The sequence below is a fragment of the Colwellia sp. BRX8-5 genome, assembly GCF_014077325.1.
Lineage (GTDB): Bacteria > Pseudomonadota > Gammaproteobacteria > Enterobacterales > Alteromonadaceae > Colwellia_A.
In genome coordinates, this window is sequence record NZ_JACGVR010000022.1 from 29,405 (window position 1) to 46,971 (window position 17,567).

A 17,567-nucleotide genomic window follows, 5' to 3' on the forward strand; every position below is an offset into this window, starting at 1 on the left:
CAGTTGAATAGGCTGGTAGGTTATCTTAATCTATCAGCCTATTTTTTTATTGGATCTTCCATAATGCGACCATTGTTTAAGTCTTTATTTGCACTATTGGTTTTATCGAGCTTTACAAGTTTGGCAAAAACCAATGACGCATACACCTATGCTAATTACGACCAAGTAAAAACAACCCACATCTATTTAGATCTAGCGGTTAATTTTGATGAAAAATCACTCGCTGGTTTTGCAGAATTATCGTTAGAGTGGTTAAGTAAAACTTCGCAGCCGATTATTCTCGATACCCGAGATTTAATCATTGACCGTGTAATGGCTCAAACTGAAGCAGGACAATGGCGTGGGGTAAGTTTCACACTGGCTAATCGTGATAACGTGTTAGGTTCAAAACTCACCATAAACAATACTTTTAAAGCACAAAAAATTCGTGTTTATTACCAATCAACTGAAAAAGCATCAGGTTTGCAATGGTTGTCAGCTGAACAAACGGCAGGGAAAAAGTATCCTTTCCTATTTAGTCAAAATCAAGCGATTCACGCACGTTCATGGATACCTGTGCAAGACACACCTAGTGTTCGCGTAACTTATACCGCTCGTATTACTACGCCTGATAATTTATTAGCGGTAATGAGTGCAAATAACGAACCTAATACCGCTCGTGACGGCGATTACTTTTTTAGTATGCCGCAAGCAATCCCTCCATATTTAATTGCAATTAGTGTCGGCGATTTAGAATTTAAAGCGATGAGCAAGCAAACGGGTATTTATGCTGAAGCCAGCATTTTAGATGCAGCGGTTAGTGAGTTTGACGATACACAAGCGATGATTGATGAGTCAGAAAAAATCTTTGGTCCTTATCGTTGGGGACGTTATGACTTACTGATATTACCGCCTAGTTTTCCTTTTGGTGGTATGGAAAACCCACGTTTGTCTTTTATTACCCCAACAGTTATTGCTGGTGATAAAAGCTTAGTCAATTTAATTGCTCATGAACTCGCTCATTCTTGGTCGGGTAACTTAGTGACTAATGAAAGTTGGCGTGACTTATGGTTAAACGAAGGTTTTACCAGTTATGTTGAAAATCGTATTATGGAAGCGGTATTTGGTGAAGACCGAGCTGTTATGGAACAAGCGCTTGGTGCACAAAGTTTAAATTATGAAATTGCTGAATTAGCGCCGGGTGATACTCAACTTTATATCGACCTTAAAGGACGTGATCCTGATGACGCATTCTCAGGTGTTCCCTATGTGAAAGGTCAGTTGTTTTTAATGTTTTTAGAGGCTAAATTTGGTCGAGATAAATTTGATACTTTTATTTTAGATTACTTCAACAGCCATGCCTTTGAAAGTTTAGGTACTGCCAATTTTGTTATTTATTTGAAAAAAAATCTTACTGATAAATATCCAAATATTGTCAGCGATAAAGAAGTTAATGAATGGATTTATGAACAAGGACTACCTAGTTATGCGCCGCAGCCTACATCAAGTGCATTTACCACTATCGACGGTCAAATTAATAGTCTGTTAAGTGATAAAATAACGTTAGCGCAATTACCAACTAAAGCATGGACCTTGCATGAATGGCTGCATTTTATTAATAACTTGCCGGTAACATTACCGACTGAGCGGATGAGCGCACTCGATAAAGCGTTTAACCTTACCGCCAGTACTAATGCTGAAATTGCACATGCTTGGTACTTATTAGCATTAAGAACCGGTTACGATACTGTTTACCCTGCGATGTCAAAATATCTAATTGCTATCGGTCGTCGTAAGTTAATTGTACCGCTTTATAAAGCGTTAGCTGAGACACCTGCAGGTAAAGCTTGGGCACTTAATGTCTATGAAAAAGCGCGTCCTGGTTATCATGGTTTAGCGCAAGGCACTATTGACGGTGTCTTAAAAGCTAAATAACATTCAACTAAAATGATAAAATAAAAACGCCACGTTAACATTTATTAACGTGGCGTTTTTTTATGTGATTTTGTGATGTATATATTATTTATTGCTGTTTTCTTCAACGATCACATCAACTTGTCGTAGCTTGTTTTGCTGTGAAATAACAACTCGGATGCTATGTTGTTTTTGGTTAAAGTTTAGCGTTAAACGGCCACGTTTCCTTTCTTGGTTTAACGCTTGCCCATATTCTTTTTGATAAAACTGGATAACTTCCTCTTCGGTACTTCTTGTAAAATAGTTTATAACCGCAGGTGTCTCATCGGTAAATTCAGCAAAAACTCGCGCATCACTCATGGCCGGTATGGTCACCATTGCTGTTTCTTCTGCGATAGCAAGGTTGACGTTTATCAACATAAAAGCGACTAATAGTGTTTTCAAGGAACAAGCTAATCGACTTGATAAATTTACGGTACTTAGGTTAAACATAATATTTGATCCTTTAACGGGCTTAGCTAAATCTAGTGTGTTGCTAGGTAATTATCAAGAATATTGTTAATAATCTAATCATTACCGCTATATAAGGCATTGTTTAAATAACAAATAATAATAGCGGTAATAAGTACCTAATCGTATAAATAACGCTAACTAACTGATTAATAATTAATTAACATGAACGGTCAACAAAATCATCTCGAAAGTTCATTAGGTATCAACAAAGTCATTTCTGTAATGATCAACCCATAGCGCGGTTGCACCACATATAGCGACAGGCATGACCACTAGATTAATAATAGGGATCATTGAAAATACTGCCGTTGTGATACCAAAGCTATAACTTAATCCTTGCTTTTGTTTGAGTGCGTAACGCATTTCATTAAAGTCAATTTTATGATTATCAAAAGGATAGTCTTTATATTGAACGGCCATCATCCAAGCTAAAAATAAAAACCAAAATATTTGTCCTATAACCGGCAGTATCCAATAAAGAATAAAAAAACCAATAGCGCGCGGTAAATAGTAACGTAATTTACACCATTCCCTTGATAACGTTCGTGGTACATCTTTTATAACATCGAGGGTTGAAGCGGGTGGTATTGTTTTACCACAGAGCAATAATTCCATCTTTTCTGATAGCAAACCATTAAAAGGTGCGGCAATCCAGTTGGCGACTGAGCTAAATATAAAAGAAAACATCACTAACAAAAATAATAAAGCGACTGGCCATAAGAAAGCACTTAACCAAGACAGCCAATCAGGAAGCCAGTTATCGAGCATAGTCATATAGGTATCAAGTTCTAAAAATAGACCATAAAAGGCGACACTAAATAATACTAAATTAACCAGTAGAGGTATAAACACAAAACGGCGAATACCTTTTTCTCTGATTAATTCAAAGCCCTTAATAAAATATCCGGCACCACTGTTAGCTAACGGTTGATTAATAATTGTATTCATTGGCTGATTTTTATCCTTACATGCTTTCTTTAACTGTGATTATAAAATAAATTGATAAATTGAACAGATGTTTCATGTTACAAAATATAGATAACTCTGGTAAAATTTTATTGCTGAGTATTATCAAAGTATAACAATAAAAGGTTTCTGTGTTTTATGCGTTTAAAGCATATAAAACTTGCTGGTTTTAAATCATTTGTTGACCCGACTAAAGTGCCATTTGAACAAAGAATGACAGCTATTGTTGGGCCAAACGGTTGTGGAAAATCGAATATCATTGACGCTGTTCGTTGGGTACTTGGTGAAAGTTCAGCGAAAAATTTGCGTGGTGATGCCATGACCGATGTGATTTTTAATGGCGCAGCAACACGCAAGCCGGTCGGACAAGCATCTGTTGAATTGTTATTCGATAATATTGATGGTCGCATACAAGGCAATATGGCCGATCGTAATCAAGTTTCTATTCGACGCGTTATAAATCGAGATAGTCAAAATACATATTATTTAAACGGTAGTAAATGCCGCCGTCGAGATATCACCGATATTTTCCTGGGTACCGGTCTTGGTCCTCGCAGTTATGCGATTATTGAGCAAGGTACTATCTCAAAACTTATTGAATCTAAGCCGCAAGAGTTACGTGTTTTTATTGAAGAAGCCGCGGGTATTTCTAAATATAAAGAACGCCGCAGAGACACTGAAAATAGAATCAGACATACGCGAGAAAACCTTGAACGTTTAAACGATATACGTGTAGAGCTTGGTTTACAAATCGACAAACTGCATCAACAGGCAGAAGCCGCTAAGCGTTTTAAAACGTTAAAAACTAGAGAGCGTAAATATAGAGCTGAGTTGACTGTTTTAAAATGGCAAAAATTTGATCAACAAGCTAACGAGCAAAAACAACAAGTAAGTCAATATCAAACAGAAATAGAAGCTTTGATTGTTGAACAGAAAAAAATCGATATCCAGTTGTTTGATGCTAAACAAAAAGTGACCATAGGCGGAGAGTCTAGCGGTGAGCTACATCAACAAAAATTACTATTAAGTAATGATATTGCTCGTGCAGAACAAAACATCAAACATTTAAAGCAACAAAAACAGAAAGCCCAACACGATAACAGTGTTACCCAGCAACAGCTGATTAATGCGCAACAATTGGTGCTAGCCGAGCAAGAACAGCTCCAAAAAAGCACTTTAAAAATTACCGAACACGTACCTGAACTTGAACTCATAGAGCAGCAACTGCTTGAGAGTCAAATTCAGTTAGAAGGCTATATTGAACAGCAGCGAAATGAGCATCAGCAATGGCAAGCTTTACAACGCCAACATCAAGATACAAATGATCAACAGCTGAGTGTTAATCAGCGAATCTCTCAGTTAAGCGAGCAGATAAGTCAGCAGCAGCAGCGCCAACAATCATTAACACATTTATTGGCGAATTTAACCAAAGAGAGCTTCAGCGAAAATGTCGAGAGTACTGCTGAGCTTGGAAATAAGCTACTTAAGCAAGAAAAACACCAGCAATCTTTACTAAAACAATATAAAGATAATGAATCAAACCAACTCGTACTCGTTACCCAAATCAGCCTAGCCTCGAAGCAGCAAGCACAGTACAGTGGTGAAATAGCAGCATTAAAGCTTTATTTACAGCAGTTACTGACACAACAAAATCAACAAGCAGGTTGGCGCATTAAGCAAAAAGAATGGTTAAGTGTGCGCGGGCAAAAAGTTCTTGGCGCTGTTTTTCAATTATTAACCGTAGAAACAGCCTGGCAGGCAAGTGTCGAATTAGTATTACATCATTGGTTACAAGGCGAGTTGGTTGAATATTTCCCCACAGAAGTCACCATTGAACCACTATTTTTAGTACTTGATCAACAAATAAACAAGACTAGCGCGACTCGTTCAGTGAAAGTAACAAGCGGCACATTGGCCGAACAAGTTAAAGGCTTACCGGCAATAACGGCCTTGCTAAATAATATTTTTATTGCCCGAGATTACCAACAAGCGCAACAGATAATGTTAACGCTTGCTGATCATCAGTCAGTTATTTGTAAAGATGGTACTTGGTTAAGTCGGTATTTTCTGCGAAAAGGAAGCGCTGAAAATTTTGATGCCTTGCTACAGTTAACGGATAATATCAGCCAGACCTCAGAAAAAGTGACTGGATTAACACTCAGTATTCAAGAATGCCAAGATAAAGAAAGTCAGCTGATAAAAAGCAAAGAACAATTTGTGAGTGACGCTAAGGCACTTAAAACGGCAATCGAACAATCTACTTATCAAGTTCAGGCTTTACAGCAAAAAATTGCTTTGGCTAAACAAGCGGCAGAGCAACGCGATAAACAAAGTACCCTTTATCAACAAGAGCTAACAACGCTAGAAAGTTTACTGAGCCAAAACAAAAAATTATTATCAGTACAAGAAGATGCGCTTACAAAATTACCAAAGCATGATGCCGAACAGCTTATGCATATCAGCAGTGCACAAGAGAGTTTACAAAGAAAAATTCAAGACAGTCAAGAAAGTAGCCAAAGGTTCCATCAACAAAAACATCAGCAAGCGTTAATGATTGAAAAATTGAATCATGAGCAAACTCAAGGCCAATTATCATTAGTTCGTGCGCAAGAAAGTATTCAACAACTCACCAAACAACAACGCATGCATCAAGAAATCGTTGAAGAGTGCGCATCGCCGTTGCAAGTTGATGAACAAAAGTTACAAGCATGGTTAATAGACGTTGCGGAACTTGATGGAAAAATAGCAAAGATACAGCATGATACAACAGACTCTAAAACACTGATTAGTGATGCAGAATCAAAAGTTCAGCAACTAACTAGAAATATTAATAGTAAGAAAGAGCAAATTAATGCTGTTCATTTAACCGCAGAAAGTTATCGTTTACGTGCTGATGCGGCACTCGAGCAACTTAATGAAATGCAACAGAATTTATTGGCGGTGCAAACCGCTATGCCAGATCAGGCAAAAGAGCCTTTATGGCAGGCTCATATTGTTAACTTAGGTAAAGATATTAATCGTTTAGGGGCAATAAATCTTGCAGCTATTAATGAATATCAAATACAATTTGAGCGAAAGACCTATCTTGATCAACAAGATGAAGATTTAACCCAAGCGATTAATACGTTAGAATTAGCCATTGCTAAGATAGATAAAGAAAGCCGTCACAAATTTAAAAATACCTTTGAAAAAATTAATAGTGATCTTAAAGCATTATTTCCTAAGGTGTTTGGTGGTGGTAGTGCCTATTTAGCCTTAACAGATGATGATATGCTTGAAACGGGTGTTACTATTATGGCTAGACCGCCAGGTAAAAAAAATAGCACTATTCACTTATTATCTGGTGGCGAAAAAGCGCTGACCGCATTATCATTAGTGTTCGCAATTTTTAGGTTAAATCCTGCACCATTTTGTATGCTTGATGAAGTCGATGCGCCTCTTGATGATGCTAACGTTAGTCGTTTTTGTAACTTGGTGCGAGAGATGTCGCAAACTGTACAGTTTATTTATATCAGCCATAATAAAATAGCGATGGAAATGGCGAGTCAGTTAACCGGTGTTACTATGTTTGAACCGGGCGTATCAAAAATGGTAGCTGTAGATATTGATGAAGCAATCGCTATGGCTGAATTAGAATAAGTACAAAATTAAGTAAAGCTAAACAAAGCTGAAAATAGAATAATAAAAGGCTATCCGATGGAATATAATTTCAGAACTGCATTGATTGTTATCAGTGCTGTGGTTATCACGGCAATATTTGTTCATGGTTTTTGGACCATAAGAAAAAATAAAAACCCTTATAAGCTTAAAGCAAAAGCTGAAAAAGTTGAGCCTAATAACCGAGGTTTTGATGGCTCAGGCTTTGATCAAGATGGTGTTAGTAAACCAAGAGTTGTTGAAAACTCACTTGGTGCTCAATCATATGATGAAGAGATGCCTATGCCATCGACAGCTGAATATGAAGAACAAGCTACATCATATCGCGAATTTAGTGCCGAAGATGATGAACCAAGTTTGGGGGACATGTCTTCTTTTGATGAAACTTCTGCTAAAAAAGATAATAACAGTGCTGATTTACGTGATCATGATGCATCATTATTTGGCTCGGTTACCGCCAAAGAAGCGGCTGTTATTGAGAGAATTGAAACACCTGTCTATCAAACACCGATAACATCAGCTAAACAACCATTGAAAACGTCGGCGCGTTTTACTGAAAAAGCGCCTGTTAAGCGAGACCAAATAGAGATAAATTTTGGCAGCGAAAGCAAGGAAAGTAAAAGCGCAGCCAAAAAAGAATCGATAATCCCTCAGCATAAAAAAGTGGAAGTTGAACCTGAAGTACTTGTTATTTCAGTGGTTATGCCTGAAAAACAGCAAATGTCAGGTGCCGCACTTTTACCGACATTATTAACCTTGGGTATGAAATACGGAGAGATGAACATCTTTCATCGCCATCAAGATAATGCTGGAAATGGTAAAGTTACTTTTAGTTTAGCAAACATCATGAAACCAGGAACATTTGACCTCGACAATATGGAAAGCTTTACTACACAAGGTATTAGCCTTTTTATGATGTTACCTAATGCGGGTGATGCTTCCGTTGTCTTTGAGCAAATGCTCAACGCAGCAAAGCAACTCGCTTTAGAATTTAATGGTCAATTATTAGATGACAAACGTAATGTTATGACCAAACAAACAGAACAACATTATGTGGGTAAAATTCGCGAATTTACGCGAAGAAATTTAATCGCCTCATCTTAAAACTAAGCAAACTCTGACAGGTTAATTTATTGATTAACCTGTAATTTAAACTCTTTCAAAAGTAATTCATTCTTATGTCATCACCTGCTAATGCGACTCGAGTACAAGAGCTTCATCAACTTATCAATCAATTAAATCATCAATATTACGACCTAGATGAACCCAGTGTTCCTGATGCAGAATATGATCGCTTAATGCGAGAACTTATTTCAATTGAAACAGCAGAGCCAGAATTAAAATTACTTGATTCACCGAGTCAAAAAGTCGGTGGGCAAGCGTTAAAATCTTTCAGTCAAGTGACACACCAAGTACCGATGTTATCGCTTGATAACGTGTTTTCTGGCGATGAATGGCAAGCTTTTGCTAAGCGTGTAAAAGACCGTTTGCTTTCTAAAGAAACTATTAAATACTGTGCTGAGCCAAAACTTGATGGTTTAGCGGTGAGTTTACGCTACGAAAATGGTGTTTTAGTGCAAGCAGCTACGCGCGGGGATGGCGCTGTTGGTGAAAATATCACGGTAAATGTTCGCACGATCAAATCGATACCTTTAAAATTAACCGGTGATAATTACCCTGACATATTAGAGGTTCGCGGCGAAGTTTTTATGCCCAAAGCCAGCTTTAATGCGTTAAATGCTAGTGCGCTAAAAAAAGGTGAAAAGATTTTCGCAAACCCAAGAAATGCAGCTGCAGGTAGTTTACGCCAATTAGACTCAAAAATAGCCGCTAAACGCAACTTAGCTTTTTATGTCTATGGTATTGGTTATGTTGAACAAGCATCAAGTCAAACATTAGGCGAACAGTGGTTAGAAAATTCACACTATCAACGTCTTTGTCAGTTAAAAACATTGGGTTTACCTATGTGCCCAGAAGTTAAGTTGCTGAGTGATTCGTCAGAAGTCGCCAGTTTTTATCAATATATCATGCAAGAACGTGACAATTTAAGCTATGAAATAGATGGCACGGTTTTTAAAGTTGATGATATAGCCCTGCAAAAAAAATTAGGCTTTGTTGCTCGAGCGCCGCGCTGGGCAACCGCTTATAAATTTCCGGCACAGGAAGAGACAACACAATTACTTGATGTTGATTTTCAAGTTGGCCGAACAGGGGCTATTACTCCGGTTGCGCGTTTAAATCCTATTTTTGTTGGTGGTGTAACCGTCAGCAATGCGACCTTACATAATCAGGATGAGATTGAGCGTTTAGGTATCAAAATTAATGATTTTGTTACGATAAGAAGAGCGGGTGATGTCATTCCACAAATTGTCAGTGTTCAATTGCAAAAGCGTCCTGAAAATTCTCGTGACATCGTTTTTCCTACAACTTGTCCAGTATGTGATTCTGCTGTGGTTAAGGCTGAAGGCGAAGCCGTGCTACGTTGTACGGGGGGCTTATATTGTGGCGCACAACGTAAAGAAGCGATTAAACATTTTTCGTCACGAAAAGCCCTCGATATAGATGGTTTAGGCGATAAATTAGTTGAGCAATTAGTCGACGAAAACTTGATTAAAACCCCTGCTGACTTATTTAAGTTAACAGAACTAGACGTGAGTACCATGGCTCGTATGGGTAAAAAATCGGCAGATAATTTAATTTCAGGTCTAGTAAAAGCAAGAACTACTACATTGCCTAAATTTATTTATGCACTCGGTATTCGCGAAGTAGGTGAAACCACGGCAACCAATTTAGCCAATTATTTTCTTAACTTCCCTGCAATCAAAGTAGCGAATGAAGAGACTTTGCAAAAAGTGCCTGATGTTGGGGCGGTTGTTGCTAAAAATATTATACAATTTTTTCAGCAAGACCATAACATTGAAGTGGTCAGTGAGCTTGAAAGCATAATGTCGTGGTCAGATATTGAAGTGAAATCTGCAGAACAACAGCCCTTAAAAGATAAAATATTTGTCTTAACAGGCACTTTGACACAAATGGGGCGCAACGAAGCTAAAGCAGAATTACAAGCACTGGGCGCTAAAGTCTCAGGCAGTATCTCAGTAAAAACTGACTTTTTGGTCGCTGGTGAAAAGGCTGGGTCAAAGCTAACAAAAGCGCAAGACCTAGGGGTAGATATATTGACCGAAGATGAGCTGGTAACCTTACTTGCAAAACATAAATAAGGTTATTACTGATCCCTAGGTGTTAAATAATAAATAGCCGGTTAAACAATAAACAACCGGTTAAATAACGATCAGTGCGTAAACAAACAAAAGCATAGGTAAAGGTAATATAACGGTAAAAATAATGGCCTCACACCATTCGATTGTTGAATAAAACTTTCGCCACGGTTTATTTTCTTGTTTATTTGATTGTAAAGTCACAAAGAAGAAAATAAAACTTGCTACCACTAAGGTCTGTAAAGCCGCAAATAAAATAAATATAGCGAACCACACCAAGACAATAGGGGTGCTTTGTTCAATTTGCTTACTTAACATAAAAAATAGTGCAAACGAGAAACCGCTCCACGCTAATAGTTTCCAGCGATATGAAGAACAAGTAATGGCGATATTATTGAATAGTGCTGGTGTTAACCGATATTTCATATAAATTCTAAAAAATGATAATGATTAATAATTTTGTCACGCTTGCTGCGGGACTTGCAAGATTTAATAAATATTATCAATACATAGAACCTCTTTCTCTAAATAAATTTCATTACTTTTATAATTAACTCTTGTGATGAATTCGTGATAACTTCGTGAAACCTTCGTAATATTTGCTGCGCATACTGAATGTGAAATCATTTAGTCATCAAAGGAAAGTTATGAAATTTTTTAAAGTCGCATCAGCTATCGCATTAGCTTGTTCAAGTTCAGCATTAATGGCACAAACCATTGATATTCAAATTACTAACCTCACCCATGCACAACATTTTACGCCACGCTTAGTTATAGCCCATGATAATTCTGTTGATGCTTTTGAACCCGGTGTTGAAGCTACATCAGCATTAGCATGGCTTGCAGAAGCGGGTGTCATTGATGATGCGCAAAATGCTGCATCAGCAGGTCAAAACTTTGAAGCACTTTTAGGCCCTACAGATACCGATAATACAACGAATACATGGCACCGTTTTGGTGGTTTAGTCGCGCCATCAACGTCTTTAAGTTATGCCTTTGATACGATGGATAAGCCTTATCTTTCAATTTTATCTATGTTGATCCCAACGAATGATGCATTTGTTGGCTTAGACAGTATTAAAATTCCAACTACGCCAGGTACTTATACTTATATGTTGCACGCATATGATGCAGGTACAGAATTAAATGATGAATTAAACAGTATGCGTACTGATATTGTTGAACAAGGTGGTGCTGCACTTGGTGGTTACGGTGTTCCAGGTGTTGCAGGTGCAGGTGCTTCTCCAGTGCCATTAGGTGTTGGCGGAACAGGTGTTGCAGTAAAAGTTGGTTTTGCTGAAGATGGTAGTGCAATTGGTGCTAATGAAGTTGTTGATGGTACCGATGGTCCCGTACATATTCATAGAAATATTCTAGGCGATACAAGTCTTACCGATGGAGCAAGTGATTTGCAATCGACAGAGCATCGTTGGTTGAACCCTGTTGCCCGAGTAACCATTACTATCCCAGCATCTTAATTTAGGGAGAATAGAACATGAATATTAATAAAATAAGTTTAGTGTTATTGCCTCTTATTGCTGTATTAGCAACGGGTTGTGGCGGTGATGATGGAAGTAATGGTACAGCTGGTCAAGCCGGTGCTGCCGGTACTGCCGGTACTGCGGGTGTTGATGGAACTGATGGTACTAACGGTGCTGATGGTACTAATGGTACTAATGGTAATCTAGCTGTTTTCACTGTTCAGTTAACTAATTTAACCTACAGTCAGCCATTTTCACCTGCGGCGATTATTCTACATGAACCTGGCTACCATGCCTTTATCGATGGTGAAGCCGCCAGCCTTGGTTTAGAGCAGCTCGCTGAAGGTGGTGACCCTACTGAACTTCTTGCTGAAGCTTTAGCTGCAACGCAGTATTTAGATGCTACCACTACAGATGGTGCAACGGGACCTCGCTCTGTTGGTACAATGTCGACACTCGTTGTTCCATTACTTGACGTAGATAATTTAAGACTTAGTTTCACAACAATGTTAGTTGACACTAATGATGCGTTTACCGGTCTTAATGCGGCAGACATAAGTAATATGACCGTCGGACAATCAATGAGCTTTATGGCTCCTACATGGGACTCTGGCACTGAAGCTAATACTGAAACGGCAACGACTATGCCTGGTCCAGCAGCAGGTGCTGCAGGTGGCGGTGGAGCAAGTGCTGGTTTTGATGCAGCACGTGATGATCTTTTTGACTTAGTTCATTTCCATCGCGGTGTTGTCACTAATGCCAATGCTAATGATGAGAGTAAGGAAGGTTTAAGCACGTCGGTATTAACAGAAGCGGATCGCTGGGATAATCCAACGTCACGTATCATAGTAACTCGAACTCGATAAATTGGCTGGCGTCCTTACAGGCGTCGCTATTTCTACATTGCTAGTGATAGATAATAAAGTCAAAGAGTTGATAAAAAATAAAATAATAAATGTTTCGAAAGTATTTATGCCCGAGCAAGTTCTTATGCTCAGGCATAAAGAAAAATAATGCAGAACATATTGATGTTGTTGGTATTGGCTTAGGTGTATCGATGGAGAGTTAGCTTAATAATAGCTTAACTTGAATCGATGAGCTTTATAACTCCTGCTTGGCTACCTAATAATATTGATGAGCATTAAAATTGTCCCATAAAGTATATTCAATCAATAGTTGATGAACTTTTTTTCTTTGTGCTGTAATTCTTAATAATAAATAGAATAAAACGGAGCAAAGCATGGATACTATTTTAGTGGTTGAAGATGATCAAGATATTGCAGATTTAATGATTTTAAATTTACAAGAACTGTCATTAACGGTTGAACACTGCTTAACCGGAGAGCTAGCGTTGCAGAAACTTGTTGATAATAACTATGCTCTCGTTTTACTGGATGTGATGCTACCAGGAATTTCAGGTTTAGATGTTTGCCGACAACTACGCGAACAAAAACCAGAACAAGTGATCTTAATGATAACCTCTCGTGATAGTGAAATTGATCGTGTATTAGGGCTTGAATTGGGCGCAGACGATTATATGAGTAAGCCTTTTAGTGTGCGTGAATTACAAGCTAGGGTAAGAAGTCAGCTGCGACGTTTACACTTAGCGGCTCAGAGAGAGCAACAACACTCACAACAACAGCAACCAGAACAGCATTTAACAATAGGTGAATTGCAAATTAATAATACCACTCATCGAACGCTATTGGCTGGAAAAGAACTAGAGCTAACCTCCACTGAATTTGACTTACTCTTATTTTTGGCTTCTCATCCTGAGCAAGTGTTTTCTCGAGAACAGCTACTTAGTAATGTCTGGGGATACCACCATAGCGGTTATGAGCATACTGTAAATTCTCATATCAATCGCTTACGTAACAAAGTTGAAAGAAATGCCACTAAACCTGAAATTGTGCAAACAGTTTGGGGGGTGGGTTATAAATTTAATAAAAAAGGTGTTGCCGCATGAAACTGTCTTTATATCACCGTTTGTCTCTTTCTTTATTGGTGGTATTTATTGCAATTATTAGTGTTTTTTATATTTGGGCGCAACAGCTTGAGCAAAAAACAAGATATGAATCAGAGCAAAATTTACACTTATCTTTAGCTGCTAATCTAGCCAGAGACAACCCATTATTACAACAAGGTGTTTATGATCACCAAGCGTTGAAAAATTTATTTCATACCTTAATGGTTTTAGGCCCCGCCTTTGAATTTTATTTTGTTGACCCCGCAGGTAAAATTATAACCCATTCGATTACTCCAACATTAATTAAACGTACAAAAATTGATTTACTCCCACTTATTCAACTAACACAAAATCAAGCTGCGTTACCTATTTATGGCGATGATCCGCAACACATTTCTCGTAAAAAAATATTTTCTGCCGCGCCTGTTTTTAATGGCAGTAGTTTGCAAGGTTACTTATATGTCATTGTTACAGGAGAACGTTATGAATCTGCTTTTAAGCGATTGCAGCCAAGCAGGCAAGCCGAACTTTCTATTCTGGCAATGTTTGGTGCTATGCTATTCTTTTTTGTAGTAATGTTAGGAATATTTGCTTATTTTACTCGCCCATTAAGACGCTTGAGTAGAGATATTAAAGCACTAAGAGCTGTTGGTTTTGACAAAAGTAAAGTGAATCTCGCTAAATGGATGCCTAACAGTCGTAATGAAGTACACCAACTGGGCGAAGCGTTTGAGCAAATGGTTAAACAAATTAATCAACAGTTTGGCATGTTACAAAAAAATGATGAGCATCGACGAGAGCTGTTGGCTGATATATCTCATGATTTACGAACACCACTGTCGTCTCTGCAAGGTTATATTGAAACCCTTGAATTAAAAAATGATCAGGTCACTAAAGAACAACGACAAAAATATATCGAAATAGCATTGAAAAACGCTCAACAATTGAAAGGGCTTATTGATCAAATATTTGAGTTAGCCCATCTTGAAAGTGGTCAAGTTTCTTTGAATCTTGAAGCGTTTAATTTAGCTGAACTTTTATATGATGTTGTTGCTAAATTTAGTTTGCAAACCTCAGCAAAGCATATAGAAATTAATATCGTACCTGAGTGTTCTTACACCCAAGTTCATAGTGATATTGGAAAATTAGAGCGGGTATTAAGTAATTTACTAGAAAATGCTATTCGTCATACTGCTGAGTTAGGAAAAATTACCTTATCTATTTCTGAGGTGGATAAAAACCACTGTCAATTAAATATTACGGATACGGGCACCGGTATTAAAGAAGATGAGCTCCCCTATATTTTTGATACGCGTTATCGCGCAAGTAATGCAGTGCAAGACAAGCAGAAGCATACTGGACTTGGGCTTGCTATCACTAAAAAACTATTGGAATTATTAAAATCTGATATAAAGGTAACGAGTACGTTAGGCGAAGGGACAACATTTTCTATTAATTTAAGTAAAGTTTCGTTATAAATTGAATTTTAACAGTCGAATTGTTTGGCAACATTCCTTAGAATACCTAGTAGGATTTCATTTAAAAATTTCACCTAAGGAAATATCGTGAATAACAAAGCTACCCTCTTATTAACACTTGCTGCGCTTATCGTTTTAGCAAGCTGTGCAAAATCTTCGACTGGACGTAATCAAATAACGCTTTTCTCAAGTTCAGATCTCAATAAAATGGGTGCCAGTTCGTTTGAACAAATGAAAGAAAAAGAAAAAATCAGTACCGATATTGCAGTAAATAATTACGTACAATGTGTCGCGAAAGCCATCACTAAAAACGTGCCTAAATCTGCTCATAAAGGAGAGTGGGAAGTTGTTGTTTTTGACTCCGAACAAGTCAATGCATTCGCTTTACCCGGCGGGAAAATTGGCGTTTATACGGGTATTTTAAAAGTTGCCGAAAATCAAAATCAACTTGGGGCAATTATTGGTCACGAAGTAGGGCATGTTATTGAAAGTCACTCTAATGAGAGGATGTCATCTAGTAAAATTTCTCAAACAGGTATGGCTGTTGTCGATACGGCCCTATCAGTTGGAAATGTTGAAAACCGCAACTTGTGGATGTCTGGTTTAGGCTTAGGGTTACAATACGGTATATTAATGCCCTACGGACGCACCCATGAAAGTGAAGCTGATATAGTTGGGCAAGACTTAATGGCAAAATCAGGATTTGAACCATCGGCAGCTATTAGTTTGTGGCAGAACATGGCTAAACTTTCAAATGGTTCACCACCAGAATTTATGTCAACACATCCATCAAATGAAACCCGTATTAATCAGTTAACAGAACATTTGCCGAAGTCCCAAGCTTATTATAGGGCCAGTAACGCACCCCGTTGTAAAAAACCACAGAATATTTAAAGACTTGTATAGAGTCTTTAGGCTCAAATACAGCAGTAATTGATTCTTCTGCTCCCTAATTGTAGAGACGTTATTTTAATTATATTGATGGCTGGTTTTAGTAACACAGCTACAAATGTGATTGATTTTTGTTTAAACTGTTACATATCAGAACTTAACATTGTAAAATACGCTATAATCATTGGAATATAGTTTAATTTAATCTTCTTTTTTTGCTATAAACGTAGTTAATGCACCCTAAGGATTTGCGTATTATGATAAGTGCTGAGCTGCACCCCGAAGAATTACAACGTATTGATGAATTACTCAGATATGAAGTATTAGACACTGAAGATGAAAAGGTGCTCGATGAACTTACTCAGTTGGCTAGCGCCATTTGTGGTACTTCTATTTCTCTCATCTCTCTTGTCGACAAAGACCGCCAGTGGTTTAAATCTCGAGTAGGACTTAATGCTCAGGAAACGCCAAGGAATATCGCTTTTTGTTCACATGCTATTTTACAAGATGACATCTTTGAAGTATCTGATACCTTAACGGATGAACGTTTTGTCGATAATCCTTTGGTAACAGGTGCTCCAGATATTCGTTTTTATGCGGGAGCACCACTGGTCAGTACAAACGGCATGCCTATCGGCACCTTATGTGTTATTGATACAGTTCCCCATAAACTGGATGAAAAACAACAGCTAGCATTAAACACTTTAGCAAAACAAGTGGTTAGCCAATTAGAACTAAGACTACGTAACCGTCAGTTAGAGCGTATGCAAGCAGATCAAGAAAAAATATTTGCCATTTTGTCTCATGATTTACGCTCTCCTTTTAATGGTATTTTAGGATTATCAAAAGTTTTGCATGAAAATGCAGACACTCTTGAGCCTGAGCTTATTGCTGAAATGGCCGATGGGATTTTAGAGTCGTCACTGACTTTTTATCAGCTACTAGACGAAATCTTGCAATGGTCGCGTAATCAATTAGGCGCCGTTCATGCGGAATTAAAAACGATAGCGTTAAAGCCACTGTTAATAGAAACGCTCGACTTGATGACAGAAAGTTTCAATTTAAAAAAAATCAGTATTAAACACAACATCAATGAAAATACTACTGTGATGGCGGACGTTAATTTAACAAAAACTATTATTCGTAATTTATTAGCAAACGCCATTAAATATACGCCAGAGCATGGCAGTATCGACATTGAAGCTAAATCTAGTGATGGCCAGGTTAAACTGGTTATAACAGATACTGGTGAAGGTGTTCCTCAAAATATACAAGACCAACTATTTAGTGATTGTGTTGCTAGTCAGTGCGGTACTCAAGGTGAATCAGGTCATGGCTTAGGATTAAGTTTATGTGGTGATTTTGCCCGCAAGCAGCAAGGTTATCTCTCTCTAGATAAAACCTATACTGGTGGTGCTAAATTAACCCTTAATTTTCCAAAAACTGCTGAATAATAATTAACTAAATGAATGACGGCTTTAGAATCGTATAAATATTGAAAAAT

Annotated in this window: 13 protein-coding genes; 10 read left to right on the top strand and 3 right to left on the bottom strand. The window is 37.8% G+C overall.

Features of this window, described 5'->3' with window-relative positions:
* Positions 1-63 precede the first annotated feature (63 nt).
* Positions 64-1,914: a M1 family metallopeptidase gene (locus tag H4J62_RS13990; protein ID WP_182216313.1), complete on the top strand. Its 1,851-nt coding sequence runs from the start codon at positions 64-66 to the stop codon at positions 1,912-1,914.
* Between the two features lie 84 nt (positions 1,915-1,998).
* Here the strand turns inward: H4J62_RS13990 and H4J62_RS13995 are convergent, their stop codons facing one another.
* Both H4J62_RS13995 and cysZ read right to left on the bottom strand, forming a co-directional pair.
* The gene (locus tag H4J62_RS13995; protein WP_182216312.1) at positions 1,999-2,385 is read right to left on the bottom strand and encodes a hypothetical protein; all 387 of its coding nucleotides are present in this window, start codon (positions 2,383-2,385) and stop codon (positions 1,999-2,001) included.
* Between the two features lie 216 nt (positions 2,386-2,601).
* Positions 2,602-3,354 (bottom strand): sulfate transporter CysZ, encoded by a 753-nt coding sequence (cysZ, locus tag H4J62_RS14000; protein ID WP_182216310.1) that lies wholly within the window; start codon positions 3,352-3,354, stop codon positions 2,602-2,604.
* 156 nt (positions 3,355-3,510) lie between these two features.
* On the opposite strand from cysZ, the gene smc reads away from it, so the two are divergent.
* The 3 genes from smc to ligA all read left to right on the top strand — a co-directional run bounded on the left by smc (position 3,511) and on the right by ligA (position 10,250).
* Positions 3,511-7,011, top strand: a complete 3,501-nt coding sequence (smc, locus tag H4J62_RS14005) for a chromosome segregation protein SMC (protein WP_182216308.1) — start codon at positions 3,511-3,513, stop codon at positions 7,009-7,011.
* Between the two features lie 57 nt (positions 7,012-7,068).
* A complete protein-coding gene (gene zipA / locus H4J62_RS14010; protein WP_182216306.1) occupies positions 7,069-8,133 on the top strand; it encodes a cell division protein ZipA in 1,065 nt (354 codons plus the stop codon).
* Positions 8,134-8,207: 74 nt separating this feature from the next.
* On the top strand, positions 8,208-10,250 hold the full coding sequence (ligA, locus tag H4J62_RS14015) for an NAD-dependent DNA ligase LigA (protein WP_182216305.1): 2,043 nt from the start codon (positions 8,208-8,210) through the stop codon (positions 10,248-10,250).
* A 60-nt stretch (positions 10,251-10,310) separates the two neighbouring features.
* On the opposite strand, the gene H4J62_RS14020 is transcribed toward ligA, so the two are convergent.
* Positions 10,311-10,673 carry a hypothetical protein gene (locus H4J62_RS14020; protein ID WP_182175749.1) on the bottom strand — a complete coding sequence of 121 codons (363 nt, stop codon included), beginning with the start codon at positions 10,671-10,673 and terminating at the stop codon, positions 10,311-10,313.
* Between the two features lie 221 nt (positions 10,674-10,894).
* Here H4J62_RS14020 and H4J62_RS14025 point away from each other — a divergent pair, with 221 nt between their 5' ends.
* The 6 genes from H4J62_RS14025 to H4J62_RS14050 all read left to right on the top strand — a co-directional run bounded on the left by H4J62_RS14025 (position 10,895) and on the right by H4J62_RS14050 (position 17,517).
* Positions 10,895-11,725 (top strand): spondin domain-containing protein, encoded by an 831-nt coding sequence (locus H4J62_RS14025; RefSeq protein ID WP_182216303.1) that lies wholly within the window; start codon positions 10,895-10,897, stop codon positions 11,723-11,725.
* A gap of 17 nt (positions 11,726-11,742) precedes the next feature.
* On the top strand, positions 11,743-12,594 hold the full coding sequence (locus H4J62_RS14030; protein WP_182216301.1) for a spondin domain-containing protein: 852 nt from the start codon (positions 11,743-11,745) through the stop codon (positions 12,592-12,594).
* Between the two features lie 374 nt (positions 12,595-12,968).
* Positions 12,969-13,694, top strand: a complete 726-nt coding sequence (locus tag H4J62_RS14035) for a response regulator transcription factor (protein ID WP_182216299.1) — start codon at positions 12,969-12,971, stop codon at positions 13,692-13,694.
* On the top strand, positions 13,691-15,172 hold the full coding sequence (locus H4J62_RS14040; RefSeq protein WP_182216297.1) for a HAMP domain-containing sensor histidine kinase: 1,482 nt from the start codon (positions 13,691-13,693) through the stop codon (positions 15,170-15,172). Before H4J62_RS14035 ends, H4J62_RS14040 begins: the two co-directional genes overlap by 4 nt.
* A gap of 87 nt (positions 15,173-15,259) precedes the next feature.
* Positions 15,260-16,066 carry a M48 family metallopeptidase gene (locus H4J62_RS14045; RefSeq protein ID WP_310733548.1) on the top strand — a complete coding sequence of 269 codons (807 nt, stop codon included), beginning with the start codon at positions 15,260-15,262 and terminating at the stop codon, positions 16,064-16,066.
* 254 nt (positions 16,067-16,320) lie between these two features.
* Positions 16,321-17,517, top strand: a complete 1,197-nt coding sequence (locus H4J62_RS14050) for a GAF domain-containing sensor histidine kinase (RefSeq protein WP_182216296.1) — start codon at positions 16,321-16,323, stop codon at positions 17,515-17,517.
* Positions 17,518-17,567: the final 50 nt, after the last annotated feature.

What these genes read in the sequence shown, in the direction of transcription:
- H4J62_RS13990 (WP_182216313.1), top strand. Translation starts at nt 64, where the DNA reads ATGCGACCATTGTTTAAGTCTTTATTTGCACTATTGGTTTTATCGAGC.
- H4J62_RS13995 (WP_182216312.1), bottom strand. Translation starts at nt 2,385, where the DNA reads ATGTTTAACCTAAGTACCGTAAATTTATCAAGTCGATTAGCTTGTTCC.
- cysZ (WP_182216310.1), bottom strand. Translation starts at nt 3,354, where the DNA reads ATGAATACAATTATTAATCAACCGTTAGCTAACAGTGGTGCCGGATAT.
- smc (WP_182216308.1), top strand. Translation starts at nt 3,511, where the DNA reads ATGCGTTTAAAGCATATAAAACTTGCTGGTTTTAAATCATTTGTTGAC.
- zipA (WP_182216306.1), top strand. Translation starts at nt 7,069, where the DNA reads ATGGAATATAATTTCAGAACTGCATTGATTGTTATCAGTGCTGTGGTT.
- ligA (WP_182216305.1), top strand. Translation starts at nt 8,208, where the DNA reads ATGTCATCACCTGCTAATGCGACTCGAGTACAAGAGCTTCATCAACTT.
- H4J62_RS14020 (WP_182175749.1), bottom strand. Translation starts at nt 10,673, where the DNA reads ATGAAATATCGGTTAACACCAGCACTATTCAATAATATCGCCATTACT.
- H4J62_RS14025 (WP_182216303.1), top strand. Translation starts at nt 10,895, where the DNA reads ATGAAATTTTTTAAAGTCGCATCAGCTATCGCATTAGCTTGTTCAAGT.
- H4J62_RS14030 (WP_182216301.1), top strand. Translation starts at nt 11,743, where the DNA reads ATGAATATTAATAAAATAAGTTTAGTGTTATTGCCTCTTATTGCTGTA.
- H4J62_RS14035 (WP_182216299.1), top strand. Translation starts at nt 12,969, where the DNA reads ATGGATACTATTTTAGTGGTTGAAGATGATCAAGATATTGCAGATTTA.
- H4J62_RS14040 (WP_182216297.1), top strand. Translation starts at nt 13,691, where the DNA reads ATGAAACTGTCTTTATATCACCGTTTGTCTCTTTCTTTATTGGTGGTA.
- H4J62_RS14050 (WP_182216296.1), top strand. Translation starts at nt 16,321, where the DNA reads ATGATAAGTGCTGAGCTGCACCCCGAAGAATTACAACGTATTGATGAA.